The organism is Pseudomonas sp. MWU12-2029, assembly GCF_023242425.1.
GTDB classification, from domain to species: Bacteria; Pseudomonadota; Gammaproteobacteria; order Pseudomonadales; family Pseudomonadaceae; genus Aquipseudomonas; species Aquipseudomonas kribbensis.
Genome location: NZ_JALJDY010000005.1, coordinates 456,174 through 481,539, shown reverse-complemented (window position 1 = coordinate 481,539; position 25,366 = coordinate 456,174). Strand labels below are relative to the sequence as shown.

Sequence of the window (25,366 nt, the reverse complement as noted above, 5' to 3'; positions counted from 1 at the left end):
TCCGCCAGACGAGTAGAAGGCGCCGCGATGGAGTTTGCATTCAGCGACGAACAGGAAATGATCCGCGAATCCGCCGAAGGCTTTCTGGCGGATGTCTCGGATTCTGCCGCCGTGCGGGCGGCGATGGTCAGTGAGCGGGGTTTCGACGAGGCGTTGTGGCAGCGCCTGTGCAGCGAAATGTACTGGCCGGCGATTCACATTCCCGAAGCCTATGGCGGGCTGGGGCTCGGGTTTGTCGAATTGGGAATCCTGCTGGAACAGATGGGCCGGCGTCTGCTGTGTTCTCCCTTTTTCGCCACAGCCTGCATGGCCACGCCGGCGCTGTTGCTGGCCGCTGACGATCAACAAAAGCAGTGCTGGCTGCCTTTGATTGCCGACGGCAGCGTCACCGCAACATTGGCATTCAGCAGCGCCAATGGCCGCGCCGCCGAAGACGTGCAGGCCACGGTGGTCAAGGAGGGCGACGGTTTTGTGCTCAACGGCACCCTCAATCATGTGCTCGACGGGCACGGCGCTGACCTGCTGATCATCGCTGCGCGGCTGCCCGGATCCGCTGGCGAGGCAGGTATCAGCCTGTTCGCCGTGGATGCCGATCACCCCGGAATCGAGCGGCAGATGCTGCCGACGATGGACCAGACCCGTCGTCAGGCACGCATCCGGCTCAACGGCGCGTACCTCGACGGGCAATGCCTGCTCGGCGAATTCGGCGCAGGCTGGCCGCACCTTGAACGGGTGCTGCAACTGGCCTGCATCGCCCTGGCTTGCGAGCAGACCGGAGGCGCGCAACAGGTGCTGGACCTGAGCGTCGCCTACATGCAGGAACGCCAGCAGTTCGGCCGGCCGATCGCCAGTTTCCAGGCCCTCAAACACCGCGCCGCCGACATGATGCTGCAAGTGGAATGCGCCCGCTCGGCCAGCTATTACGCGGCCTGCGTTGCCCAGGAAGTGCTCGATCCCGAAGGTAATCCGCAGGTGGCCGGCGAATTGTCGACGGCATCCGCGCTGGCCAAGGCCCAGTGTTCGGACACCTTCTTTCACTGCGCCTCGGAGGCCATTCAGTTGCACGGCGGGGTCGGCTTTACCTGGGAATACGACGTGCACCTGTATTTCAAACGCGCCCGCGCCAGCGAGAGTTTTCTCGGGCTGCCGGCCTGGCATCTGGAGCGTATCGCCGAGGCGATTCTGGGGGAGCAGCCATGAAGATCAGTTTCAGCGAACACGATGAACGCTTCCGTCAGGAAGTGGCCGACTGGTTGCGCGTCAACCTCAGCGGTGAGTTCGAAGCCCTGCGTTTTCGCGGCGGCCCGGGTGACGAGCACATGTTCCCCGAAGAACGCAAAGCCTGGGAGCGCAAGCTTGCCGAGGGTGGCTGGACCTGCGTGGGATGGGCCCCGGAGCACGGCGGTCGTGGCCTGTCGATCAGTCAGCAAGTGATCTTCCACGAGGAATACGCCCGCGCCGGCGGTCCCGGACGCATGGGGCATATCGGCGAAGGCCTGGCCGGCCCGACCATCGCCGCTTTCGGCAGCGCCGAACAACAGCAGCGATTCTTGCCGGGCATCGTCAACGGCACGGCATTCTGGTGCCAGGGTTATTCGGAACCGGGCGCCGGTTCGGACCTGGCCAACGTCAAAACCCGGGCCGTGCTCGATCAGGACAACGGCACTTGGGTCATCAACGGGCAGAAGGTCTGGACCTCGCTCGCCCATGAATCGGACTGGTGTTTTGTGCTAGCCCGCACCGAGCCCGGCAGTGTCGGCCATCGCGGTCTGTCGTTCCTGTTGGTGCCGATGGCTCAGGCCGACATCACGGTACGGCCGATCGAACAACTGACCGGCACCTCGGAATTCAATGAAGTGTTCTTCGACGACGCCCGTACCGATGCCGCCAATATCGTCGGCTTGCCCGGCGAAGGATGGAAGATCGCCATGGCGCTGCTCGGTTTCGAGCGCGGGGTCTCGACGCTCGGCCAGCAGATGCAATTTCACAATGAACTGAACGAGATCATTGGCATCGCCCGGGCCAATGGTGCCGCGCGCGATCCGGCCTTGCGTCAGCGTCTGGCCCAGGCCTGGAGCGGTCTGCGGATCATGCGTTACAACTCGCTGCGCATGTTGTCGGGTGCCCAGGACGGTTCGCTGCGCAAGGAAGCGACCATCTACAAGCTGTTCTGGTCAACCTGGCACGCCAATCTCGGAAAGTTGGCGATGGATGTGCTTGGCGCCGATGCCGAACTGCTTGAAGCCGCGCCGTATCAACTCACGCGTCTGCAATCGCTCTACCTGTTCAGCCGTGCCGACACCCTTTACGGCGGCAGCAACGAGATCCAGCGCAACATCATCGCCGAGCGCGCTTTGGGCATGCCCAAAGAGCCGCGCCTTCCTGTGTGATCAAGGAGTTTTCCATGTCTGTTCCTCACTATGTCGCCGGTCACGGTCTGTTGCGTGGCAAGTCGGTGCTGATCACGGCGGCGGCCGGCGCCGGTATCGGTTTTTCCGCCGCGCTGCGAGCCGCCGAGGAAGGCTGTCGCGCCCTGATGATCAGCGACATCCATGAAGGCCGGCTGGCCGAAGCGGTGCTGAAAATCCGCGAAGCCACCGGCCTGCAGCAGATTTTCGGGCAAGTCTGCAACGTCGCCGACGAAGCCCAGGTGCAGCGTTTGATTGCCTGCGCCGAGCGTGACCTTGAAGGCGTCGACGTGTTGATCAATAACGCTGGCCTTGGCGGCTCGGCGTTACTGGTGGAGATGACCGATGAGCAATGGAACCGGGTCCTCGATGTGACGCTGACCGGCACCATGCGCATGACCCGCGCCATGTTGCCGAAGATGATGGAGCGCCGCGCCGGGGTCATCGTCAATAACGCTTCGGTACTCGGCTGGCGGGCGCAAAAAGAGCAGGCGCATTACGCAGCGGCCAAGGCCGGGGTCATGGCATTGACTCGCTGCGCAGCGGTCGAGGCCGCCGATTACGGAATCCGTATCAACGCGGTGAGCCCGAGCATTGCCTTGCACGATTTCCTGCGCAAATCCGCGCCCCAGGCGGTACTCGAGCAACTGGCGGCCAACGAAGCCTTTGGCCGCGCCGCCGAGGTCTGGGAAGTGGCCAATGTGATGATGTTCCTGGCCAGCGACTACAGCTCCTACATGACCGGCGAAGTGTTGTCGGTCTCCAGCCAGAGGGCGTGACATGCCGCGTATTTTCGACACGCCTTTCGCCCTGCGCGATGCGGTGGGAGAAGAGCTGGGCGTCAGCGACTGGCTGTTGCTGGCGCAAGACCGCATCAATCTGTTTGCCGAAGCCACTGGCGATCATCAGTGGATTCACGTCGATCAGGTCAAAGCCGCCAGCGGACCCTTTGGCGGCTGTATTGCCCACGGCTATTTGAGCCTGTCACTGGTCAACCTGTTTCTGCCGCAGATCGTCGAGGTTCGCGGCATCGCCATGGGCGTCAACTATGGCTGCGAGCGTGTGCGTTTCCCCACGGTGGTACCGGTGGGGTCCCGTGTGCGAGGGCGTGCGCAGTTGATGGCCGTCGACGAGGTCAAGGGCGGTGTCCAGGCGACCATCCGCGTCAGCGTCGAGATCGACGGCGAAGAACGCCCTGGCTGTGTGGTCGACACCATCAGCCGCTACTACCCGCAAGATCCAGCAGCACCTTCGAGGAATCCCGCATGAAAGAAGCCGTCATTGTTTCGACCGCCCGCACCCCGATCGGCAAAGCCTTTCGCGGTGCATTCAACGACACCGAAGCGCCGCTGCTCGGTGGCCATGTGGTGCGCGAAGCCGTGCGCCGGGCCGGGATCGAGCCCGGTGAAGTGGACGACGTGATCATCGGCGCGGCGGCGCAGCAAGGCACGCAGTCCTACAACCTCGGTCGCCAGTGTGCGATTGCCGCCGGTTTGCCGTTTTCCGTGTCGGGTATGGCCGTCGAACGCCAGTGTTCGTCGGGATTGATGAGCATCGCCATGGCCGCCAAAAGCATCATGTGCGACGAAATCGACATCGCGGTGGCCGGTGGCCTGGAATCGATTTCGCTGGTGCAGAACAAGCACAAGAACCTCTATCGCAACCAGTCCGGGGCGGTGCTCGAGCGCGATCCGCATGCCTACATTCCGATGATCGAAACCGCCGAGATCGTCGCCGCCCGCTACGGCATCAGCCGCGAAGAACAGGACGAATACAGCTACCACAGCCAGGTACGTACCGCCCTGGCCCAGAGTGCCGGGCTGTTCGACCGGGAACTGGCGCCGATGACCAGCCGCAAGGCGATCTTCGACAAGGCCACCGGCGAAACCCGCTTCGAAACCCTCAGCCTGCAACGCGACGAGTGCAACCGCGTCGACACCACCCGCGAAAATCTCGCCGCACTGGAACCGGTCTGGGCCGGCGGCGAATGGACCGAAAAGGGCCGCTTCATCACCGCCGGCAATGCTTCGCAGCTGTCCGACGGCGCGTCGGCCTCGGTGTTGATGAGCGCCAAACTGGCCGAGAAACGCGGGCTGGAGCCCTTGGGGATTTATCGCGGCATGGCCGTCGCGGGCTGCAATTCTGACGAAATGGGCATCGGCCCGATCTACGCGATTCCCAAGCTGCTCAAGCGTCAGGGCCTGACCATGGACCACATCGGCCTGTGGGAGCTGAACGAAGCGTTTGCCTGTCAGGTGCTGTATTGCCGCGACACGCTGGGCATTCCTCAGGAGCGGTTGAACGTCAACGGCGGGGCGATTGCGCTGGGGCATCCGTTCGGCATGTCCGGGGCGCGGATGGTCGGCCACGCCTTGATCGAAGGCCAGCGCCGTGGCTTGCGCTACGTCGTGGTGAGCATGTGCATCGGCGGCGGCATGGGCGCTGCGGCCCTGTTCGAGGTGGTCTGAATGATCAGCGCACAGCAGATTCAAACCACCATGGCCCGTTATGTGGAGTTGGTGGATGCCGGTGACATTGACGGGATTCTTGCACTGTACAGCGAGGGTGCGACGGTCGAAGATCCGGTCGGGCAGCCACCGATTCAGGGCCTCGCGGACATCGAGCGTTTCTACCGTCAGGGCCTGGGCGCGAGCCAGGTGTCGGCCACGTTGACCGGCCCGGTTCGCGCGACGTTGAACGGGTGTGGGGCGATGCCGTTTCGCGTGGATATGCACTGGGCGGGGCAACCATGCTCGCTGCATGTAATCGACGTGATGGAATTCGATGACGACGGCAAGATCCGCTCGATGAAAGCCTATTGGAGCGAAGCCAACATCGGACCGCAGCCCTGATTTCAGTTGCAGGCTGCGCCATATCGCAGCCTGCAACCCGATTCATTGCGCGATGCCACTTTCGTAGTAAACCTTCAAATTCTCGGCAATCTGCCGCACGACCTTGTTAAAGGCCTTGCCCAGCAGTTTTTCCATCAGCCTGCCGCCGCGCAGGCTGTAGTGCATCTGGGTAGTCATGCGGCTGAACTCACCCTCACGCTGCAAGGCATAACTGAAACTGGCTTCGCGAAACGGGAAGGGCGCGCCGGCGCTGGCCTTGTGCAGCACCAGGACAAAACCGACGCCGTCCTGCCATTGCACCACGCTTTCATCCAGCCACTGGCCACCCTTGCGAAACACCCGGCGACTGGCGCCGAGCCCTTCGATGGGCCCGGGATGCAGCTGGCAGCCGGTGAGTCCCGGCACATAGTGGGGCGCCAGGCGCAGATCCCGCAGTTTAGCCCAGGCGGCGGGCGGAGACAGTTCGAGCAGAACGCTGTGGCAGGCAGTTGCCGGCATGCTGGATTTCCTTTTTGTTGAGCTCAATGAGATTGGGCAGCGTCGAGAAACGCCGGGCGTTCGCCACCACCATGCACGGTGATGTCCGCGCCGCTGACATAACGTGCCAGAGGGGAGGCGAGGTACAGACAGGTGTCACCGATGTCTTCCGGCGCCGCCAGGCGTTGCAGCGGAATGGTTGCCGCCACGCGGGCAATACCGGCCTGATCGCCGTAATGCAGCGCGGCCTGTTCAGTAAGGATCAGCCCGGCGGTGACCGCGTTGACCCGCACTTTCGGCGCCCATTCCACGGCCAGCGAGCGGGTCAGGTTGAGCAATCCGGCCTTGGCCGCGCCATAAGCCGCCGTGCCCGGTGAAGGACGAACCGCACTGACGCTACAGATATTGATGATCGCACCGCCGTCGACTTGCGCCTGCATCACCCGATTGGCCTGCTGACAGAGATTCAGCGGCGCCAGCAGGTTCAGGCGAATGATCGCTTCGCTGAAACGCGGCGAGGCGCTGGCAGCGTCGGCATTCGGTGAGCCGCCGGCATTGTTGACCAGCACGTCGAGCTGGCCAAAACGCTCGACGATGGTGTCGATCAACTGCCCGGACTGCTCGACATCGCGCAGATCGCACGGCAGGAACACTGCCTCGCGTCCAGCGCCAAAAGGCAATGACTCCGGCGCCTCGCGACCGCAGATCACCACCTCGGCACCGCCGTCGAGAAACCGCTGACTGATGCCCCGGCCGGCGCCTTTGCCGCCTCCGGTGACCAGCACCACTTTGCCGCGAAAATCCAGCGCATCCAGCATGCAAAAGCCTCGTTCTGTCAAAGATCAATGCCTTCGATGCTAGGGGCGCGGGGCCCGGTGGCCAACGTCCGAAAAGACTAGGACGGCTAGTCCTGTCGGACGATGTTGGGGGGCTGTCCAGCAGAAATAATCCGGCCACAACAATAGCCGGGAGCACACCTTATGAGCGCAATGGCGCAAGGGCACTTCGTTACGCTGCCGCAGGGGTTGCGGCTGCATTATCTGGATATCGGCGGGGAGGGCACCGCCGCCGCCGAGACGGTGGTGTTCATCCACGGCAGCGGGCCGGGTGCCAGCGGCCACAGCAACTTCAAGCAGAACTACCCGCTGTTCGTCACCGCCGGTTATCGCGTGGTCGTGCCGGACCTGCCGGGTTATGGCGCGTCCGACAAACCGGACACCCTCTACACCCTGGACTTTTTCGTCACCGCCCTGAGCGGGCTGCTCGATGCTCTGGATATTCAGCGCTGCATCCTGGTGGGCAACTCCCTGGGCGGCGCCATCGCCATCAAACTGGCCCTGGACCAGCCGCAGCGGGTCAGCCGACTGGTGCTGATGGCGCCGGGCGGGTTGATGGACAAGGAACAGTATTACCTGCAGATGGAAGGCATCCAGAAAATGGGCGCGGCCTTTGCCCGAGGTGAACTGCACGACGCCGACGGCATGCGCCGTTTGCTGACCCTGCAATTGTTCGACGAATCGTTGATCAGCGCCGAGACCGTCAACGAACGGGTCGCCGTGGTGCGCGAGCAACCGGTCTGCGTACTGTCGACCATGCAAGTGCCAAACATGACCGAGCGCCTGAAGGAGTTGCAGTGCCCGATCCTCGGGTTCTGGGGCATGGACGACAAGTTCTGTCCGGTCTCGGGTGCGCAAACGATGATGCAGCTCTGCCGGAACATCCGGTTTGTGCTGCTCAGCGAATGCGGGCATTGGGTGATGGTCGAGTACCGCGAGCTGTTCAATCGCGAGTGTCTGTTCTTCTTTCAGGAAGGCCAGCGATGAGCGCGCAATTGCGTCGCCAGTTCGGCGAAGAGTTGTATCAGGCGTTGCTTACGGGCAACACCGTGGCCCCGCTGACCGAGCGCTGGCCGTCGATCAGCATCGAAGACGCCTATCACGTTTCGCTCTTTTGCATCGAACGTCGGGTCGCGGCCGGTGACCGGATCGTCGGCAAAAAGATCGGCGTGACCTCGGCGGCGGTTCAGCGAATGCTCAACGTGCATCAGCCGGATTTTGGTTTCATCACCCGGCAGATGTCGTTCGGCAATGACGCGAACATTTCCCTGTCGGCCAACCGTCTGATCCAGCCCCGTGCCGAGGGCGAAATCGCGTTCCGGCTCAAGCATGACCTGATCGGCCCCGGCGTGACCGAAGCCGATGTACTGGCGGCGACCGAATACGTGACGCCATGCTTCGAAATCGTCGACTCGCGGATCCACGACTGGCGCATCCGCATCCAGGACACCGTCGCCGACAATGCCTCCTGCGGTGTGTTTGTGCTCGGCGATGTGCAAGCCGATCCGCGAGCGCTGGACCTGCCGAACCTGCACATGCGCGTATTCAAGAACGATGAACCGCTGAGCGAAGGACTGGGCTCGGCGGTGCAGGGCAACCCGTTGACGGCGGTCGCCTGGCTGGCCAACACCCTGGGTGCCTTCGGCATTCCGTTCAGGGCCGGAGAAATGATTCTCTCCGGCTCTCTGGTTCCGCTTGAGCCTGCCCGTGCGGGCGACCGCTTTTCTCTGACCATCGATGGCCTGGGCGCTGCCCGGGTGTCTTTCTGCGCCTGACCCGTGGGGTTTAACCGGATGAACAAGAAACTCAGAGCGGCCATTATCGGCCCGGGAAACATTGGCACTGACTTGCTGATGAAAATGTGTCGGTCCGAATGGATCGAGCCGGTGTGGATGGTCGGCGTCGACCCCGAGTCCGAGGGACTCAAGCGTGCCCGCGAACTGGGGGTGAAAACCACCGCCGAAGGTGTCGACGGATTGCTGCCCCATGTGCTCGACGATGACATTCGCATCGCCTTCGACGCGACCTCGGCCTACGTCCACGAGCAGAACAGCCGCAAGCTCAACGAACTGGGGGTGATCATGATCGACCTCACGCCGGCGGCCATCGGCCCATTCTGCGTGCCGCCGATCAACCTCAAAGAACACGCGGCGTCGCTGGCGATGAACGTCAACATGGTCACCTGCGGCGGCCAGGCGACGATCCCGATGGTTGCGGCGGTGTCGCGGGTGCAATCGGTGAGTTACGGCGAAATTGTCGCTACGGTTTCGTCCGGCTCGGTCGGCCCGGGCACCCGGCAGAACATCGACGAGTTCACCCGCACCACGGCCGGTGCGGTGGAGAAGATCGGCGGCGCCCGTCGCGGCAAGGCGATCATCGTCATCAACCCGGCCGAACCGCCGCTGATGATGCGCGACACCATCCATTGCCTGACGGACGACGAGCCGGATCAGCAGCGGATTCGCGCCTCGGTGCTGCAGATGGTCGAGGAAGTGCAGCGCTATGTGCCGGGTTACAAGCTGATCAACGGCCCGGTGTTCGATGGCCGCAAGGTCTCGATTTTCATTGAGGTGGAAGGCCTCGGGGATTTCCTGCCCAAGTCCGCCGGCAACCTCGACATCATGACCGCCGCCGGACTGCGCACCGCCGAAATGTTCGCCGAAGAAGCCCACAAGGGCGCCCTGCAATTGCCCGCCCGTTAAGTGGAGAATGACCATGAATCTGCAAGGTAAACGCGTTCGTCTGCACGACATGAGCCTGCGCGACGGCATGCACGCAAAACAGCATCAGATCAGCCTGGACCAGATGATCGCCGTGGCCACCGGCCTCGATGCCGCCGGCGTGCCGCTGATCGAAATCACCCATGGCGACGGCCTCGGCGGCGCATCGCTGAACTACGGCATGCCGGCCCACAGCGACGAGGAATATTTTTCGGCGGTGATTCCACGGCTGCGTCAGGCGAAAGTCTCGGCGCTGCTGCTGCCCGGCATCGGCACCCTCGATCACCTGCGCATGGCCCATGAGCACGGCGTGTCGACCATCCGCGTCGCCACCCATTGCACCGAGGCCGACGTCTCCGGCCAGCACATCGGCATGTCGGCAAAAATGGGCCTCGACACGGTCGGTTTCCTGATGATGGCCCACATGGTCAGCGCAGAAAAACTGCTGGAACAGGCGCGGCTGATGGAGAGTTACGGCGCCAACTGCATTTACTGCACCGACTCGGCGGGCTACATGCTCCCGGACGAGGTCAGCGAGAAAATCGGCGTACTGCGCGCCGGTCTGAACGCCGGCACCGAAGTGGGCTTTCACGGCCACCACAACCTGGGCATGTCGATTGCCAACTCCCTGGCCGCGATCGAGGCGGGCGCCGCGCGTATCGACGGCTCGGCGGCGGGGCTGGGCGCCGGTGCGGGCAACACACCACTGGAAGTTTTCGTTGCCGTGCTGGAGCGAATGGGCGTGGAAAGCGGCGTCAACCTGTACGGGATCATGGACGTGGCCGAAGACCTGATTGTGCCGATGATGGATCAGCCGATCCGCCTCGACCGCGATGCCCTGACGCTGGGCTATGCCGGGGTCTACAGCTCGTTCCTGCTGTTTGCCAAACGCGCCGAGAAGAAGTACCTGGTGGCCGCCCGCGAACTGCTGGTGGAGCTGGGGCGGCGCGGCACCGTTGGCGGTCAGGAAGACATGATCGAAGACCTGGCGCTGACCTTGTCCCGGGCGCGGGGCTTCCTGCCGAGCTGATCCTCGGCAGACAACAAAAAGCACCGGTGCTGCTTGCAGGCCGGTGCTTTTTTATTGGGAGCTGGTTTACGGGAGCAGATTGCGTACCAGCGGCGGGTAGCAGTTCACCGCCGTGCTCGAACAACCCAGAAGCGCGCCGCTCGGTCGATAGGCTTCGTTTCTGAACAACTGACACAGGCTGACGGAACTGCCGACGCAGACGATCAGCAGCAGGGCGCAGGTGGAATTTCGCATGGCGGGCCTCATACGGATTTTTATTGTTGTAGAGGCAAGGTAAGGCGGCGGGGGATATTCGGCTTCGTCTGAATGGACTAGTTGTGAACAGAAGCCATCGCCCGGGCGGGCGATGGCGCGGGAGGCTTGTCAGCCCAGTGTCGCCACGCTGCGCAGGATCAGGCGTACCAGCATGGTCTGACGGGTCACGCCGGTCTTGGAGAAGGTCGAACGCAGATGGGCTCGCGCGGTGTTGCGGCTGATGCCCAGTTCTTCCGAGGCTTCATCGAGGGTCAGACCGTTGGCCAGCAACATGGCGAGCTGAGTTTCGGCGGGAGTGAAGTCGAACAGGGCGCGGACGATCTCCTGGGGCGCGGTGGACTGTTGCTCCGGGTCGCTGATGAAGATCACCACCGTCGGGCACTGTTTGCCTTCGCTCCACTCCGACAGCGGCACCGAACGCACGATGATGCCCAGGTCCGCGCGCCCGGACGGTCGCTGCACGCGCAGCGCCTCGACCATCGACGGGTTGCTGCTTTTCTGCGAGAGCAGCGACTGCTTTACCAAACGGCGAAATTCCTGGGTGTCGCGGTCGGTGCCGACCTGCAAACCGTCGTTGACCAGTTTGATGCCGTCCTTTTCCTGGATCAGCCGGTCTGCGACCTGGTTGGTCTGCAGCACTTTGCCGGCTTCGTCGAGGATGATCGTGCCGACCGCCATCTGATTCACCGCGCCGGCGTAGAGGTTGCGTTCGACCTCGATGCGGTTGAGCTGCATGTGAACCTTGATCGAGCGCTCGAGGTGCGGAATGAAGTGCGCGAGCAGGGTTTTCTCTTCATCGCCAAACGGCTTGTCATCCCGCCCGCGACTGATGCGGATCCGGCACTGGGCGCCGTCGCAGGTGTTGATATCGGCGCCGAGGATATGGAACACGTCCACCGCTTCGAGGAAGTTCTTGTAGAACTCGGATTTCTGCCAGTCATCGCTGGAGACGAATTCGGCGAGGGTCACCACCTGACGGTTGGGCAGGCCGACGAAGGGGTCGAGAGTAAAAAAGTGCGTGTTGTACGAAGCGACTGCCTCGGTGGAGGTGCCGGTGGTGTTGACCATCAGTCCGTCCACGTGGGTGCTGGGCGGCCGCAGGATGAAGGTCACGTATTTGCTTTCAAGATGAACGTTGAGCTGGTTGAGAAAGGTCGCCCAGGGAATGGTTTCCAGCGGCCCCTGATACAGGTTGCCGATGAGATCGCTGAACGTGTCGAGGCTGAGGCTCTGCTGCATGGGGAACCCGTTCTTATTATTAGTGGTTTGCGGTGCCCGAGAATAAGCGCCTGTATCGACCACTTGCAACGCCCGGGCACGAGGCCTGACCGGCGGCGACCGGTCAGGCGCAGGATCGCGAAAAGCCGCTGATCAGGCGTGTTCGCGGGCCCGCACGATGAACTCTTTGTGCTCCTTCACCTCAGCCGAAAGCAGCGCGACGTCGGTGTAGAACTGCTCGTACCAGCGGCGCAATTGATAGACCGGGCCGTCGCCATCGCACAGCAGCGGGTTGTCGACGCGGGTCTTGCTGTGCCAGATCGACACGTCTTCGTAAAAGGCTGCCTGGGCCTGTTGCACATAGGCCTTGGCCATCGCCTGATTCTGTTCTTCGCTCAAGCCCGGGATCTTTTTCACCAACACGCCGTAGCGCAGGGTGAAGCTGTCGAGGTCGATCGGCACATGGCAGTTGAGCAGGATCGAATGGATCGGCTGGCCGTTCATGGCACCGGTCATTTCGGTGATCTGGTAGGCCGGCCCGTAATAGGTGGCCACGGTGCTCAGCGCGCTGTCGCCGGACAGCCGCTCGCTGCGGGCGCTCATGATCTGCGTGGCGAGGTGGCCTTCGAACACGTTGCTGAAGGCCTCGACCGGGGCGCCATGCACCGTGCCGAAGTGCGCCATGTCGGCGACGTTGTCGATCAGTTCACGGCAGTTGGTGTCGATCTGCAATTCGGCGACTTCCCATTCGGCCCATTCGTTGCTGAAGCAGGCGTCAATGCGCGGGATGCGTTGCTCGGGCAGCGGCGGGTTGCCTTCAGGGTCATTCCACACAAACAGCAGATGGTTTTCTTCCATCAGCGGCCAGCTTTTGAGCCTGGCCCGAGGCGGAATGCGCTTGGCGTAAGGAATGTCATCGCACACGCCATCGGCGCCCCAGCGCCAGGCGTGGAAAGGGCAGCGAATCGAATTGCCTTCGACACAACCGGTACTGAGGTCGGCGCCCATGTGCGGGCAATAACCGTCGAGGATATGCAACTCGCCGTCCTCGCCCTGAAACGCCACCAGACGGGTGCCGAATACGTCCAGTCGGTGGGCCTTGCCATCGCGGTAGCGGGCGGCCAGGCCCAGGCAGTGCCAGCCGCGTGCGTAGCGGTCTTCCAGCAGTTTGGCTTCGATACGGTGCAGGGTACTCATCTTGTTATTCTCCCAGGTTCACGGGTTTGAGCTTGCTGGAGATTCTGCCGCCCCTGTAGAAGCGGGCATCGTCTGAATGGACGATGGCCGGCCGAGCGGCGCCCGCTCTACTGACACCATTGGACTTAATGTCGGGAGCAGGCAATGAATCAGCAATCAGGGCCGGTCGCGGTCATTACCGGTGCCGCCAGTGGCATAGGACGAGGGCTGGCCGAACATGCGGCCAGGCTGGGGATGCGTTTGGTATTGGCCGACCTCGATGGGTTGCGGCTGGAAAAGCTATGCGAAGAACTGCGAAGCGGCGGGACGCAGGTGGTCGCCTGCGTCACCAACGTCGGCGATCTGCAACAGGTGGAGCACTTGCGCGATGTTGCCCTCGACCAATTTGGCGGGGTCGATCTGCTGTTCAACAATGCCGGCGTGATGCAGACCGGCTACAGCTGGGAAATCACCGCGCAGCAGTGGCAACGGATGCTCGACGTCAACCTCTGCGGGGTCATCAATGGCATTCGCTGTTTTGTGCCGTTGTTCCTGCGTCAGGGCCGTGCGGCCCATGTGATCAACACCGCGTCCCTGGCCGGTCTGCTCAGCAGCCCGTTGATGGCGCCTTACAACGTGACCAAGCAGGCGGTGGTCGCACTGTCGGAAACCCTGCATTACGAACTGAGCATGCTAGGTGCACCCGTGTCGGTTTCGGTGGTGTGCCCGGGGCCGGTGGCCAGTGAAATCATGGCTTCCAATCAGGTGGTCGACGGTGCCGGTTCGTCATTCAGTCAATTGCTCGACAACAGCATTCGCCAAGGCATGACGCCTGCCGAACTCGCAGAGCAGGTGTTCGCCGCCATCGCCGAAAAGCGCTTCTGGGTCTTTCCCCACAAAGGCTTCAAAGTGACGCTGCAGCAACGGGTGCAGAGCATCCTCGAAGAGTCCAACCCACAATTCAACATGTCCGATGTAGAGGAAGATGCCCATGCCGCTCGATAAACAGATCGCGCTGATACTCCAGCAATTCAGCGACCTGCCGGCACCCGATTACAGCCAGCTCGATGCGGCGCACTACCGGCAGTTCTGCGACAACATGCAGCCGGCGATTCCCGGCGTGCCGATGGCCGAGGTGCGCAATTTGCGAGTCGAGGGTGCGATTGGCGAACTGGATGCGCGTCTGTATCGGCCGTCGGAAGAGGGCAATCTGCCGTTGCTGGTGTATTTCCATGGCGGCGGTTTCGTCGTCGGCAACCTCGACACCCACGACAACCTGTGCCGCTCGCTGGCTCACCTGACCGACGCCATAGTGGTGTCGGTGGCCTATCGCCTGGCGCCGGAGCACCCGTTCCCGGCGGCGCCGCTGGATTGTTACCGGGCAACCTGCTGGCTGGTGGAGCACGCGGCGCAACTGGGCGTCGATGGCAGCCGGCTCGCAGTGGCCGGCGATAGCGCCGGGGGCAATCTGGCATTGGCGGTCAGTCAGTTGGCGGTGCAGCGGCAGGGGCCGAAGATCCGCTATCAATGCCTGTTCTATCCGGTGACCGACGCCGGTTGCGACAGCCATTCCTACCGGGAATTTGCCGATGGCTTCTTCCTCACCGGCGCCATGATGAACTGGTTCTGGCAGCAGTATTTGCAGGAAGACGGGCAGGGTGATGATCCACTGGCTTCGCCATTGCGCGCCGGGAGCGTGGCGCATTTGCCGCCGACGACGTTGATCACCGCCGAATTCGATCCGCTGCGTGACGAAGGCGAGGCATTTGCCGAGCGCCTGCGTGCAGCCGAAGTACCGGTGCGGGTGCAGCGCTGCGAAGGGATGATTCACGGTTTCATCAGCATGGCGCCGTTTGTCGAAGGTGCGGCCCAGGTTTTGTCTGAAGCCGCCGCCGATCTGCGTGAGGCGCTGCAATGAGTCTGGCGTTCGACAGCGTGCCGCAACTGCTCGAAGCCATCGCGGCGGGGCAGATGGTGGTCATCACCGATGACGAGAACAATGCCGAAGGTTCACTGCTGATGGCCGCCGAACGGGCCGGGGCCGAAGCAGTGACGTTCATGGCGGTGCAGGCGCGCGGTTTGATCTGCCTGGCACTGACCGAGCAGCGCTGCCGCGAGCTGGGGCTGGACCTGATGGTGCCCCATTCGCGGGCGCAGCACGGCGTGGGCTTTACCCGCTCGATCGAGGCCGCCACTGGCGTGTCCACGGGGATCAGCGCTGCCGACCGGGCGCGCTCGATCCAGGTAGCGGTGGACCCGACAAGCGGCCCGGCGGATCTGGTGCAACCGGGGCATATCTTTCCGGTGCAGGCCTTGCCCGGTGGCGTCATGCAGCGGGCCGGGCATGTCGAGGCCGCGTGTGACCTTACCCGTCTCGCAGGCCTGCAACCGGCGGCGACGCTGGTGGGGATTCTCGACGAGGACGGTGAACTGGCCCGAGGCGAGCAGTTGCACGAATTCGCCCGCCGCCATGGCCTGCGCATCGGCAGCATTGCCGAGCTGATTCACTACCGCATCCTTCACGAAGGCACGATCGAACGCGGCGAGGCCTATCCCTTGCTGACCCGCCATGGCGAATTCCAGGTGACGGCCTATCAGGACACTTATCAGGGCGCGCTGCATCTGGCGCTGGTCAAGGGCCGGATCGACAGCGCTCAACCGATACTGGTGCGGGTGCAAAGCATCGAAACCCTGCGCGATGCCCTGGGCTGCGAAAGCGAAAACGGACCGCAGCAATGGACCCTTGAGCGTTCGCTGGCAAGTATCGCGGCGGCCGGCAACGGCGTGCTGGTGTTACTGGCGCAGAAAGAAACCGCTGACGGCGTGCTCGAGCAATTGCGTCAGCGCAGCGGCGGAAAATCCCGCCCGCCGTATTTTCCGCACCGTACATTGGGCATCGGCGCGCAGATCCTGCGGGATCAGAACGTGCGCAAGATGCGTTTGATGAGTTCGCCGGTGCCTTACAAAGCGGTGTCGGGGTTTGATCTCGAAGTCACCGAGTTCGTCCCGTTTCAGCCCACCGTCTGAAACCGTTCAACCCCTGCGGGTGATCACCTGCAGGGGTTGTGTCGTTTCAAGGCTGGATGCTTTTGAGCATTTTCTTCGCCTGCTCCTGAACCGCCTGCGGCGCGCTCATATTGCCGGCGATCACCGTAATCACTGCATGCCCTTGCCACAGCTGATACGCATCGGCCTGCTGCTGGGTGACCGTAGGTTTTGGCGGTGCGACCAGGTTGACGTGAACCGTACCGTCGGCGCCGCGCTGTGAGGTGAAATTCACCCGGTCCCAATTGCCGATCGGCGCAAAACTCACGCCTTTGACTTGATTGGCAGGCAACGCGGGGTAGTTGAGGTTCAGCCCGTTGACGCCCGGCAGTCCGAGCACATTCAGTTTGCAGCTGTGTTTAGCGCAGTTCTGATGCGCTTGCTCAATGACCTTCACCGCAAATTTCGCGGTGTCGTCCATGGCGCCCAGGGTCTTGCGGTAGCCGGCCTGCTGGTCGCGCATGATCAGGTCCATGTCGATGGCCGTCGACACCGCCACCGCCGGAACGCCTTTGAACATGGCCCGGACAGCGGCGTTGAGGGTGCCGGACATCTGCGTCAGCGGGCCGACGTTCTCACCGAAGTTGATGCCGGACACCACCAGATCCGGCGGGGTGTCCTTGAGCAACACGTCCAGCCCGACGTTGACCGCATCCACCGGTGTGCCGATGGCCGAAGTCTTGCCGGCCGGCGGCGTGTAGCTCTCGGGCGGGCCGACGCAGAATCTGCCGGGCGCAAGCTCAGTCACCGCCAACGCCTGACCGGGCACCACGACGCTGGCAGCGCTGATGCCGCTGCTGTCGTTCAACGGGCCGACCAGGGTGACGGTGTGCCCGGCGGCAGTCAGTGCGCGGTACATCGCGTCGATGCCGGGGGCGCGGCAGCCGTCGTCGTTGGTCAGCAAAATGTTCAGGGCATTGGCCTGCATCGACAAACCGAGGCCGGCCACGGCAAGGGCCGCAGTGAGTAATCTGTTCATGGGCAGTTTCCATCAAGGTGCAAATTGAGAAAAAAACAACGCCCCGACCGAATGAATCGGTCAGGGCGTCATGGGTTCAGCGGGTGCCGAGTTTGCGCAGGTTGCCGGGGGTGAATTCGTCTTCGGAGAAGGCGGTGGCATTGAGCTTCGCTGGCTTTTGATCGACCAGCAGGCGGTCAACCAGATAGGAGCCGGCAATCAGGTCATGGTAGATGCCCAGACGCGCGTGGTAGCGCTGAATGTCGTAGGCGTAGACCGAGGTCTGCATGTTGGTGCGCCACAACTGGCCACGGGCGTCGTAGTTGTCGGCCATGGTTGCGGACCAGGTGTCCTCGTCGAGGTACAGCACGCGTTTGGCGTAGACGTGACGAGCGCCTTCCTTGAGCGTTGCCTGCAACACCCAGACCCGGTGTTTTTCGTAGCGCATGTATTGTGGATCGACGTGGCCGGTGGTCGACAGGATCTGATCGGCCGTCACGCTCGGGTCGTCGATCTTGTAGTTGTGGTACGGAATGTAGAGTTCCTTTTTGCCGACGATGGTCCAGTTGTAGCGGTCCGGCGCACCGTTGAACAAACGGTCTTCGTCGTACACCCGGAAGCCGCCGGCACCGGTCGGCGAGTCATACCCGACGGTAGGCGCACGGCGTACCCGACGTTGGCCGGGGCTGTACTGCCAGGCCTGACGCGGCGAAGCCGTCGGGTTGATGAACTCGTGACCGACCACGATTTCGCCTTTCTTGCGCACCGGCTCCAGGGTGGTGATCAGGAAGTTGGTCAGGATGCCGTTGGCGCTGTCCAGATTCTTGTCCGGGCTGGACCAGATCGAGAAGATCTTGTAGTTGACCTCTTCGAGGACTTTTTCCTTGTTGGCGTAGACCACCGCCTGGCCATAGTTGGCCTCTTCGGTGTTGGCGCGGCCTTGCAGGGTGTGGTTGAACATCAACTCGCTGCCGTTTTTCGGAATCGGAAACGGCGAGGCGCCCCAGGCGTTCTTGGTGTCGTTGTTGTCGTTGTCGAGTTCGGCGGTCACCGCGTTTTTCTTGATCAGGTCTTCCAGACGCTGATCGGCGCGGAAGTCGCGATGGCTCGGGTACACCGGGATCTTGAAAGTGTCCGGGTAGCGCTTGAGCAAGGCTTTCTCGCCGTCGGACAGGTTCTCGGCGTACTTGTCCATGTTCTTCGAATCGATGATGAACAGCGGTTTTTCCGCCGCGTACGGGTCCGGGTACGGCGTGCCGGGGCCGGCAAATTTCAGACCCGGCGGCAGACCACGCCATTTGCCGCTCCAGGCCGGGATGCTGCCGTCGGCGTTGCCGGCCTTTTCGGCGCCCATCGGGGTCAGGTCCTGGCCCAGTCGGGCGGCCTCTTCGGGGCTGACCTTGGCGTAGGCCAGGCCGCTGCCGAGCAGGCCGACGGTCAGCGCCGTACTCAATAACGTTTGGGTGAATCGAGACATGCTGTGCTCCTCCGACAGGGGAATCAGAACCGGTATTTGAAGTTGAGGGCGACGTTGTCGCGGTCGGCCAACGGGCTGTTGTTGGCGTTGCCCAGGTAGGCGTTGTAACGGGCTTCGACGGTGAAGTTGCCGAGGTAGCGCCACGAGCTGCCGATGCTGGCGCGGTCGTCGCCTTCGCCCTGGTTGATCGAGCCGACAATCGAGCTGTCGCCGTGGGCCGCAGTGCTGTAGGTGATCGGCACGGACATGTCCCAGCCGCTGAACACATCGTTGTAATCGAAGCTGACCTGCGCGGTGTAACCCCAGGCTTCCCGGTCGTAGACCAGGCTGTCGGTGCCAGGCAACGTGAAGCCCGGCGCCAGGGTCACGGGCTGCGACTTGTCGTTGCTGATGACGGTGTTGTAGACGACCTCGCCGGTCAGCGTGGTGTTGTCGGCGAAGGAGGTCGGGCCGAGCACGTAGATCATCGACGACTGCGCTTGCATGGTCTTGCCGCGTACCGCGCTGGAGAAGCCGTTGTTGACCATCACCGGCGCGCCGTCGCGGTAGCTGACTTCACCGGCCCAGCTGACATCGCCGATCACCGTGGAGAAACTGGCGCCGAACAGGTCGATGTTGTCGAAGTACACCGCGCGATAGCGACCTAGCTCGGACTGGAAGTCCAGCGACGGCGTCTTGTCGTGATAGCGCGAGTAGTAAATGCCGAACTCGGTGTTGTTAAGCGACTCGGCGGCGTAGGTGAAAGCCACGCCGTACTGGCCCTGATTGCTCGGCTTGTCGTTGGCCAGACGTGTGACAAAACCGCTGGCGTCGTTGTAGCCGCCCTCGTCGATGTAGTCGGTGGTGGAGAAGTAGCTGCCGACCCCGAACAACTGGGTCTTTTCCCATTTGTATTGGTAGTAGGCCTGGATATCGAGGCTGTCGGTGAGGCTGAACTGGGTGAACAGTTGCCCGACCGGCAGGAGGATTTCCTTGACCTCGACCCCGGGTGTGGTCGACTTGGTCGCGTCCACCGGGCTCTGCGCCGCCGAGATGCCGGGGTAGAACAGGCTTTCACCCCAGCTCACCACCTGATTACCCAACCGCGCATTGAGGTTGTGTCCGCCCAGATCCCAGGTGCCGTAGGCGTAGTAATCGAGCATGCGCAGTTCGTTGCGGTGCTGGTCGATGGTGTCCTGGGAGAAACGGTCCGGCCGGCTGCAATGGCCGCCGGCAAAGCAGTTCGAGGTGCCGGTGTTGTTGTCGTTGTCCTGGTCGTAGACGTTGTCGTAGAAGCCCGTGGCCCGCACGAACACGCCGTAATCGTCCTGCCATTTGATGTTGGCTTCGGTGAGGAAACCGGCGCGGTTGTTGATCAGGCTGCCTTTGGCAAACGCATTGTCGCCGTCGTTGGCATCGGCGTTGGCCGTCAGTTTGTGATCACGACCCTCGGTCCGCCAGGCGAGGCTGTAGGTCAGTGTGGTGTCCCAGTCGACGCTCAGATCTTCGCTCGGCTGGAAGGTCATCGCGCTGGCCTGGCTGCCCAGTCCACCGGCCAGCAGCAACACGGCCAGTTGTACGCGAGGGTGTAGCGATTGTGGGGCGATTATTGTTTTTATCATGTCGTCCTCATGCCCAGGTCAGGCCTGCCCGACCTGCATTTCAGGGGGGAGTGGTGCCGTGGGCGACTATGCGGTCACCGATCTGACGCAACATCGTCCAAGCGGACTAAGCGATTTGCACGGGGCGATTTGCACAGGGGCAGGACGAACATTCCTTAGTCCCATCGGACGATGACCACCCGGCACACGCCCCCAACAATCCCGAGACCGACCGCGCCGGACGAAGATCCGGCCGGCGGTTTTTGCCTTGAAGGCGCTGAGCAAGGGTGATCGCATGAAAGCTGCCGAGATCAAATGGGATGAGTGCTGCGATGTGCTGGTGGTGGGTTCCGGAGCGGGCGGGATGACCGCGGCGCTGCGCGCTCACGACCTGGGACTGAACGTGTTGCTGATCGAAAAGAGCAACGAGTACGGCGGCACCTCGGCGGTGTCCGGCGGCGGGATCTGGATCCCCGGCAACCACCGGATCGCGGCCCTGGGCGGCAGCGACAGCGCCGCCGAAGCGATTGCCTATATCCGCGCGGTGACCCACGGCGAGATCGACGACGGGCGCATCGAAGCCTATGTCGAGCACGGCAAGGCAATGGTCGAATACCTCGAACAGAAGACCCGCGTGCGCTTCGAGGCCCAGGCGAGCTACGCCGATTACTACCCGGAAGTCGAAGGCGGCAAACCCGGTTATCGCTCCATGGACCCGCAACCGTTCGACGCCGCCGAGCTGGGTGAAGAATTCCTGCGCATGCGTGCGCCATCCCCCGGCACATTGATGATGGGGCGCATGGCGATGACCATGAAAGAGGCGCAGGTCCTGCTGTGCCGTGGCCCCGGCTGGTTGCGCCTGACGCTGAAGGTGATGTGGCGTTACTGGCGCGACCGCGAAGGCCGGCGGCTGTCAAAGCGTGATCGCTACCTGACCCTGGGCAATGCCCTGATCGGCGCCTTGCGCTGTTCGTTGCAGGATCGCGGTAAATCGCTGTGGCTCAACTGCGGGCTGGAAGAACTGCTGATTGTCGGCGACCGGGTCGGCGGTGCGCGGGTCAGCCGCGAAGGGCAGCGCCTCAACGTCAAGGCGCGCTACGGCGTGATCATTGCCGCTGGCGGATTTGAGCGGAATCAGGCGATGCGCACCCAGTATCTCCCGCAGCCGTCAAAGACCGACTGGAGCGCCACGCCGCCGCACAATATCGGCGACGGCATTCGCGCAGGCCAAGCCATTGGCGCGCGCACGGCGCTGATGGAACACAGTTGGTGGGCGCCGACCACCCACGTTCGCGGCGAGGAAAAACAACGGGCGATGTTCGTCGAGCGGACGTTGCCCGGTTGCGTATTGGTCAACTCGGCGGGCGAGCGCTTCGTCAACGAGGCCGCGCCCTACACCGATATCGTCGAGGCGATGTACGCCAGCAACCGCGAAGGCGCCGAGAGCGTGCCGTGCTGGATGGTGTTCGACGCCGAGTTCCGCCGCAAATACCCCTGCGGCGCGCTGTTGCCGGGGTATGCCCAGCGCGACTGGCAACTGCCCGAACATCTGCGTGATTACTTTTTCAAGGCGCCGGATCTGCAGACCCTGGCGAACAAAATCGGTATCGATGCGGCCGGGCTGCTGCGCACGGTGCAGCGTTTCAACGGCATGGCGGTGCGCGGCTATGACGAAGACTTCCACAAGGGTGAGTCGCTGTTCGACCGCTATTACGGCGATCCCCATGTAACGCCCAATCCGTGCCTGGCGCCGTTGTTCAAAGGGCCGTTCTACGCCGTGCGCATCGATGCCGGCGACATCGGCACCAAGGGCGGTTTGCTCACTGACGTTCACGCCCGGGTCTTGCACGAGGACGGCCAGCCGATCAAAGGCCTGTACGCCATCGGCAACAGCGCCGCGTCGATGATGGGCCGTACCTATCCGGGGGCCGGTTCCACCATCGGCCCGGCGATGACCTTCGGTTACCTGGCGGCCAATCACATCAAGCGCCAGAGCCAGAAGAGCGGGGCAGTGATCAGTCAGTTCGGGAGCGTCAAATGAATCGACAAGTGGCAGTGGTGACCGGCGCCAGTCGCGGCGTCGGTCAGGGTATCGCCCTGGCGCTGGGTGCGGCGGGCATGCGGGTTTACGTCACCGGGCGTGCGCCGGAAGCTGCAGGTGCGCATCTGTATGGACAGGCATTGCCCAGTTCGCTGAACGACACGGCCGCCGCGATTACAGCGGCGGGCGGAGAGGGCGTCGCAGTGGTCTGTGATCATGCCGACGACAGGCAAGTGGCCGCGCTGTTCGCCCAGGTCGAACGTGAGTGCGGGCGGCTGGACCTGCTGGTGAACAATGCCGCGTTCATCCACGACCAGTTGATCGAACCAGGGCCGTTCTGGGAGAAACCGCTGGACCTGGTGCGCATCCTCGACGTCGGCCTGCGCTCGGCGTACATCGCCAGTTACCACGCCGCGCCACTGTTGTTGAACAGCGCACAAGGGCTGATCTGCTTCACTTCGTCCTTTGGCGGCGGCTGCTACATGCACGGCCCGGCGTACGGTGCGCAGAAGGCCGGTTGCGACAAACTGGCGGCGGACATGGCCATCGATTTCGAGGGCCGTGGCGTGGCGGCGTTATCGCTGTGGCTGGGGCCGCAACTGACCGAGCGCACGCGGATTGCCGGTGAACAGCATGGCGAGCAGTACAAGGCTTTTCTGGCGCACGCCGAAACCCCGCAATTCAACGGCCGGGTGATTCACGCCTTGCTCAATGATCCGCAGTTGATGGCGCTCTCGGGGCAGACGCTGATCACCGCCGAAATCGCTGCCGGTTACGGCATCAGCGAAGACGGCGGCCGCCAGCCGCCATCCCATCGCGCCCTGCTGGGCGATCCGCGTCAGCAGCATCCCGCCCGGGTAATCTGAAGGTCACTCCCCCAGTGGGTGTCCACTGGGGGACAGCAGTCAGCTCAACGCCCACTCCCGCAACACATTCTTGGTCACTTTGCCCGCCGCGTTCAGCGGCATGCTTTCCAGCACCTGCACCCGGCGCGGCACTTTGTAGTTGGCCATCTGCTCACGGCACCAGGCGAGGAACCGGGCCTGCTCGATCTCGACACCCGGCGCCGGCAGCAGGAAGGCCATGGCCACTTCGCCCAGGCGCTCATCCGGAATGCCGATCACCGCCACCTGCGCCACGCCGGGATAACCCAGCAGACAGTGTTCGATTTCCGCCGGGTAAACGTTGAAACCGCCGGTGATGAACATGTCCTTGAGGCGGTCGGTGATGCGCAGATAACCCTGTTCGTCGAGCACGCCGATGTCGCCGGTGTGCAGCCAGCCGTCAGCATCGAGGACTTCCTGACTGGCCTGCGGATCATTGAAATAACCCTGCATCAGGTTGTAGCCGCGCACCTGGATTTCGCCGGGAACGTTCACCGGCTGGCTGCGACCGTTGGCGCCGATGCAACGCACCTCCACCCCCGGCATGGCCCGGCCGCTGGTGGACGCCAGCAATTCCAGCGAGTCCCCTGGCCGGCAGATCGTGGCAAAACCGCAGGTTTCGGTGAGGCCATATGCAGTGACTATGGTGGCGAAACCCAGCTCATCGCGCATGCGGCGGATCATTTCCACCGGAATCGTTGCAGCGCCGGTGACCGCAATGCGCAAGGACGTCAGGTCGAATGCATTGCGCTGCGGGTGGGCGAGCAAGGATTGATAGAGGGTCGGCGGGCCGGGCAGCACGGTGATTCGCTCGCGCTGCACGCATTCGAGCACGGCCTGCACATCGAAGACCTGCTGCGGCACGATGGTGCAGCCGCGCATCAGCGCCGCCAGCCAGCCGGCCTTGTACCCGAAGGAATGGAAGAACGGATTGACGATCAGGTAACGATCGCCTTCACGCAGACCGACCACTTCACTCCAGTCCCGCACCACTCGCATGGTCTGCCCGTGATTGCTCATCACGCCTTTGGGCTTGCCGGTGGTGCCTGAAGTGAACAGCAGGTCGGACAGGTCTTGCGGGCCGAGCGCGTGCTCGCGTGTTTGCAAGGTTTCGGGCGAGACGTCGCCAGCCAGCGCCAGGAACGCGTCCCAGCCATCGCTGCGCAAGCTGATGATATGGCGCAGCGCCGGCAGCTCTTCGGCGGCAAGCATGCGCGGATAGTCGGCGCCGAGGAATTCGCCAATGGCAAACAGCACGCAGGCGCCGCTCTGACGCAGGATAAAACCGGCCTCGCTGCCCTTCATGCGCGTATTGAGCGGCACCAGCGCGGCGCCGACGCTTTGCAGCGCAGCGGCGGCGACAATCCATTCCCAGATATTCGGTGCCCAGATCGCCACACGGTCGCCGGGTTGAACGTTCAACGCCAGTAACGCCCGGGCTGCCTGGCTGCGCAGTTGATCGAGTTGCCGGTAGCTGATCGAGCGCCCGTCATCCTCGATGGCCGGGCGGTCGCCATAGTTGCGGGCAGCGTTGGCGAACAGTTGGACGATGGTCAGTGCGTTTTCGACAGGCAGCATGGGGCCTCCTCGGCCAGAGGACAGGTGCGGAAGAAAGGGGTGTGCCGGGCAGGCGCCCGGCAAGGCAAATCAGGCGGCGGGCGGGGCGAAGCGGCGACCTGCGGAGAAACCGCCGTCCACGGCGATCATCTGGCCGCTGACAAAGGACGCTTCGTCCGAGGCCAGGAACAGCGCGACGTTGGCCACTTCTTCCGGCTGCCCGGAGCGGTTGAGCATGTGTTGCGAGGCGAAGAACGCGTGGAAGGCTTCGTGCTCGCGGACCATGCTGGTCATCGGGGTTTCGATCAGGCCGGGGCACAGGCCGTTGACGCGAATATTGGCGTAACCGAAGTCGATCGCCATCGAACGCGTCAGCTGGTTGATGCCGCCCTTGGACACGTTGTACGCAACGTTGCCGTCGCAACCCTGCAGGCCGAAGATCGAGCCGATGTTGATGATCGAGCCGCTGCGCCGGGGTTCCATCGATGCCAGCGCATACTTGCTGGTGAGCATGGTGCCCGTCAGGTTGATGTCCAGCACCCGCTGCCAGTTGGCGGTGCTGGTCTGGGTGACGCTGCCCTGGTCGGCGACGCCGGCCGCGTTGACCAACACGTCGATGTGCCCGAAATGGTTCACGACTTCCTGCATGACCTGTTGCACTTGCGCTTCATCGCGCACATCCAGTGTCATGAACAGGCCGGGAAAATCCGCCGGTGCGTTGCCGATGTCCAGGCCGACAACCTGCGCGCCTTCGGCGGCAAAGCGCCGCACGCACGCCAGGCCGATCCCCGATGCGCCGCCGGTAACCACCGCGACCTTGTTTTGCAAACGAGCCATAACTGCACCTCTTTT

25 protein-coding genes are annotated in these 25,366 nt (G+C 63.0%); 15 read left to right on the top strand and 10 right to left on the bottom strand.

Translation table 11 applies throughout. The features are described 5' to 3' along the window. Window positions 1-27: 27 nt before the first annotated feature. Genes M5B44_RS15495 through M5B44_RS15470 form a run of 6 tightly spaced genes read left to right on the top strand, consistent with a single transcriptional unit; the run spans window position 28 to window position 5,260 of the window. Entirely contained in the window at window positions 28-1,200 is a 1,173-nt protein-coding gene (locus M5B44_RS15495) for an acyl-CoA dehydrogenase family protein (RefSeq protein WP_248739761.1), read from the top strand. After that, window positions 1,197-2,390, top strand: a complete 1,194-nt coding sequence (locus M5B44_RS15490) for an acyl-CoA dehydrogenase family protein (RefSeq protein WP_248739760.1) — start codon at window positions 1,197-1,199, stop codon at window positions 2,388-2,390. Before M5B44_RS15495 ends, M5B44_RS15490 begins: the two co-directional genes overlap by 4 nt. Before the next feature lie 14 nt (window positions 2,391-2,404). Continuing rightward, window positions 2,405-3,187: an SDR family oxidoreductase gene (locus M5B44_RS15485; protein ID WP_248739759.1), complete on the top strand. Its 783-nt coding sequence runs from the start codon at window positions 2,405-2,407 to the stop codon at window positions 3,185-3,187. A gap of 1 nt (window position 3,188) precedes the next feature. Next, window positions 3,189-3,677: a MaoC family dehydratase gene (locus M5B44_RS15480; RefSeq protein WP_248739758.1), complete on the top strand. Its 489-nt coding sequence runs from the start codon at window positions 3,189-3,191 to the stop codon at window positions 3,675-3,677. Next, entirely contained in the window at window positions 3,674-4,876 is a 1,203-nt protein-coding gene (locus M5B44_RS15475; RefSeq protein WP_134826986.1) for an acetyl-CoA C-acyltransferase, read from the top strand. Before M5B44_RS15480 ends, M5B44_RS15475 begins: the two co-directional genes overlap by 4 nt. Next, window positions 4,877-5,260 (top strand): steroid Delta-isomerase, encoded by a 384-nt coding sequence (locus M5B44_RS15470; protein WP_248739757.1) that lies wholly within the window; start codon window positions 4,877-4,879, stop codon window positions 5,258-5,260. Between the two features lie 42 nt (window positions 5,261-5,302). Here M5B44_RS15470 and M5B44_RS15465 read toward each other — a convergent pair whose 3' ends face one another. Together M5B44_RS15465 and M5B44_RS15460 are read right to left on the bottom strand one after the other, a co-directional pair. Continuing rightward, window positions 5,303-5,758, bottom strand: coding sequence for an SRPBCC family protein (locus tag M5B44_RS15465; RefSeq protein ID WP_248739756.1), 456 nt, complete (start codon window positions 5,756-5,758; stop codon window positions 5,303-5,305). Window positions 5,759-5,781: 23 nt separating this feature from the next. Next, window positions 5,782-6,555, bottom strand: a complete 774-nt coding sequence (locus M5B44_RS15460) for an SDR family oxidoreductase (protein WP_248739755.1) — start codon at window positions 6,553-6,555, stop codon at window positions 5,782-5,784. Between the two features lie 162 nt (window positions 6,556-6,717). On the opposite strand from M5B44_RS15460, the gene M5B44_RS15455 reads away from it, so the two are divergent. From M5B44_RS15455 to dmpG, 4 genes are read left to right on the top strand one after another with little or no spacing between them, the layout of a single operon-like run. Then, window positions 6,718-7,560, top strand: coding sequence for an alpha/beta fold hydrolase (locus M5B44_RS15455; RefSeq protein ID WP_248739754.1), 843 nt, complete (start codon window positions 6,718-6,720; stop codon window positions 7,558-7,560). Beyond that, window positions 7,557-8,348 (top strand): fumarylacetoacetate hydrolase family protein, encoded by a 792-nt coding sequence (locus tag M5B44_RS15450; RefSeq protein WP_248739753.1) that lies wholly within the window; start codon window positions 7,557-7,559, stop codon window positions 8,346-8,348. The genes M5B44_RS15455 and M5B44_RS15450 overlap by 4 nt, the downstream gene beginning before the upstream one ends. Window positions 8,349-8,366: 18 nt before the next feature. After that, window positions 8,367-9,275 (top strand): acetaldehyde dehydrogenase (acetylating), encoded by a 909-nt coding sequence (locus M5B44_RS15445; RefSeq protein ID WP_248739752.1) that lies wholly within the window; start codon window positions 8,367-8,369, stop codon window positions 9,273-9,275. A gap of 13 nt (window positions 9,276-9,288) precedes the next feature. Next, complete coding sequence (gene dmpG / locus M5B44_RS15440; RefSeq protein WP_248739751.1) at window positions 9,289-10,323, top strand: 4-hydroxy-2-oxovalerate aldolase; 1,035 nt, start codon at window positions 9,289-9,291, stop codon at window positions 10,321-10,323. Between the two features lie 66 nt (window positions 10,324-10,389). Here dmpG and M5B44_RS15435 read toward each other — a convergent pair whose 3' ends face one another. The 3 genes from M5B44_RS15435 to M5B44_RS15425 all read right to left on the bottom strand — a co-directional run bounded on the left by M5B44_RS15435 (window position 10,390) and on the right by M5B44_RS15425 (window position 12,993). After that, window positions 10,390-10,557, bottom strand: a complete 168-nt coding sequence (locus M5B44_RS15435; protein WP_248739750.1) for a hypothetical protein — start codon at window positions 10,555-10,557, stop codon at window positions 10,390-10,392. Between the two features lie 129 nt (window positions 10,558-10,686). Next, window positions 10,687-11,817 (bottom strand): helix-turn-helix transcriptional regulator, encoded by a 1,131-nt coding sequence (locus M5B44_RS15430; RefSeq protein WP_114883150.1) that lies wholly within the window; start codon window positions 11,815-11,817, stop codon window positions 10,687-10,689. Window positions 11,818-11,949: 132 nt separating this feature from the next. Then, on the bottom strand, window positions 11,950-12,993 hold the full coding sequence (locus tag M5B44_RS15425; protein ID WP_248739749.1) for a Rieske 2Fe-2S domain-containing protein: 1,044 nt from the start codon (window positions 12,991-12,993) through the stop codon (window positions 11,950-11,952). 144 nt (window positions 12,994-13,137) lie between these two features. On the opposite strand from M5B44_RS15425, the gene M5B44_RS15420 reads away from it, so the two are divergent. The 3 genes from M5B44_RS15420 to M5B44_RS15410 are packed head-to-tail and all read left to right on the top strand — an operon-like array spanning window position 13,138 to window position 15,999. Beyond that, window positions 13,138-13,977 carry an SDR family NAD(P)-dependent oxidoreductase gene (locus M5B44_RS15420; protein ID WP_248739748.1) on the top strand — a complete coding sequence of 280 codons (840 nt, stop codon included), beginning with the start codon at window positions 13,138-13,140 and terminating at the stop codon, window positions 13,975-13,977. After that, window positions 13,964-14,890: an alpha/beta hydrolase gene (locus tag M5B44_RS15415; protein WP_248739747.1), complete on the top strand. Its 927-nt coding sequence runs from the start codon at window positions 13,964-13,966 to the stop codon at window positions 14,888-14,890. The genes M5B44_RS15420 and M5B44_RS15415 overlap by 14 nt, the downstream gene beginning before the upstream one ends. After that, window positions 14,887-15,999 (top strand): 3,4-dihydroxy-2-butanone-4-phosphate synthase, encoded by a 1,113-nt coding sequence (locus M5B44_RS15410; protein ID WP_248739746.1) that lies wholly within the window; start codon window positions 14,887-14,889, stop codon window positions 15,997-15,999. Before M5B44_RS15415 ends, M5B44_RS15410 begins: the two co-directional genes overlap by 4 nt. Window positions 16,000-16,045: 46 nt before the next feature. On the opposite strand, the gene surE is transcribed toward M5B44_RS15410, so the two are convergent. From surE to M5B44_RS15395, 3 genes are all read right to left on the bottom strand, one after another. Next, window positions 16,046-16,996 carry a 5'/3'-nucleotidase SurE gene (gene surE, locus M5B44_RS15405; protein ID WP_248739745.1) on the bottom strand — a complete coding sequence of 317 codons (951 nt, stop codon included), beginning with the start codon at window positions 16,994-16,996 and terminating at the stop codon, window positions 16,046-16,048. A 76-nt stretch (window positions 16,997-17,072) separates the two neighbouring features. Beyond that, window positions 17,073-18,452 carry a DUF1329 domain-containing protein gene (locus tag M5B44_RS15400; RefSeq protein ID WP_085709917.1) on the bottom strand — a complete coding sequence of 460 codons (1,380 nt, stop codon included), beginning with the start codon at window positions 18,450-18,452 and terminating at the stop codon, window positions 17,073-17,075. Window positions 18,453-18,475: 23 nt separating this feature from the next. After that, complete coding sequence (locus tag M5B44_RS15395; protein ID WP_085709916.1) at window positions 18,476-20,053, bottom strand: DUF1302 domain-containing protein; 1,578 nt, start codon at window positions 20,051-20,053, stop codon at window positions 18,476-18,478. Between the two features lie 274 nt (window positions 20,054-20,327). On the opposite strand from M5B44_RS15395, the gene M5B44_RS15390 reads away from it, so the two are divergent. Both M5B44_RS15390 and M5B44_RS15385 read left to right on the top strand, forming a co-directional pair. Further along, on the top strand, window positions 20,328-22,073 hold the full coding sequence (locus tag M5B44_RS15390; protein ID WP_248739744.1) for an FAD-dependent oxidoreductase: 1,746 nt from the start codon (window positions 20,328-20,330) through the stop codon (window positions 22,071-22,073). Continuing rightward, window positions 22,070-22,939 carry an SDR family NAD(P)-dependent oxidoreductase gene (locus M5B44_RS15385; protein WP_248739743.1) on the top strand — a complete coding sequence of 290 codons (870 nt, stop codon included), beginning with the start codon at window positions 22,070-22,072 and terminating at the stop codon, window positions 22,937-22,939. The genes M5B44_RS15390 and M5B44_RS15385 overlap by 4 nt, the downstream gene beginning before the upstream one ends. Before the next feature lie 39 nt (window positions 22,940-22,978). Here M5B44_RS15385 and M5B44_RS15380 read toward each other — a convergent pair whose 3' ends face one another. Both M5B44_RS15380 and M5B44_RS15375 read right to left on the bottom strand, forming a co-directional pair. Further along, window positions 22,979-24,535: a FadD3 family acyl-CoA ligase gene (locus M5B44_RS15380; RefSeq protein ID WP_248739742.1), complete on the bottom strand. Its 1,557-nt coding sequence runs from the start codon at window positions 24,533-24,535 to the stop codon at window positions 22,979-22,981. Window positions 24,536-24,604: 69 nt separating this feature from the next. Next, window positions 24,605-25,351, bottom strand: coding sequence for an SDR family NAD(P)-dependent oxidoreductase (locus M5B44_RS15375; protein WP_085709913.1), 747 nt, complete (start codon window positions 25,349-25,351; stop codon window positions 24,605-24,607). Window positions 25,352-25,366: the final 15 nt, after the last annotated feature.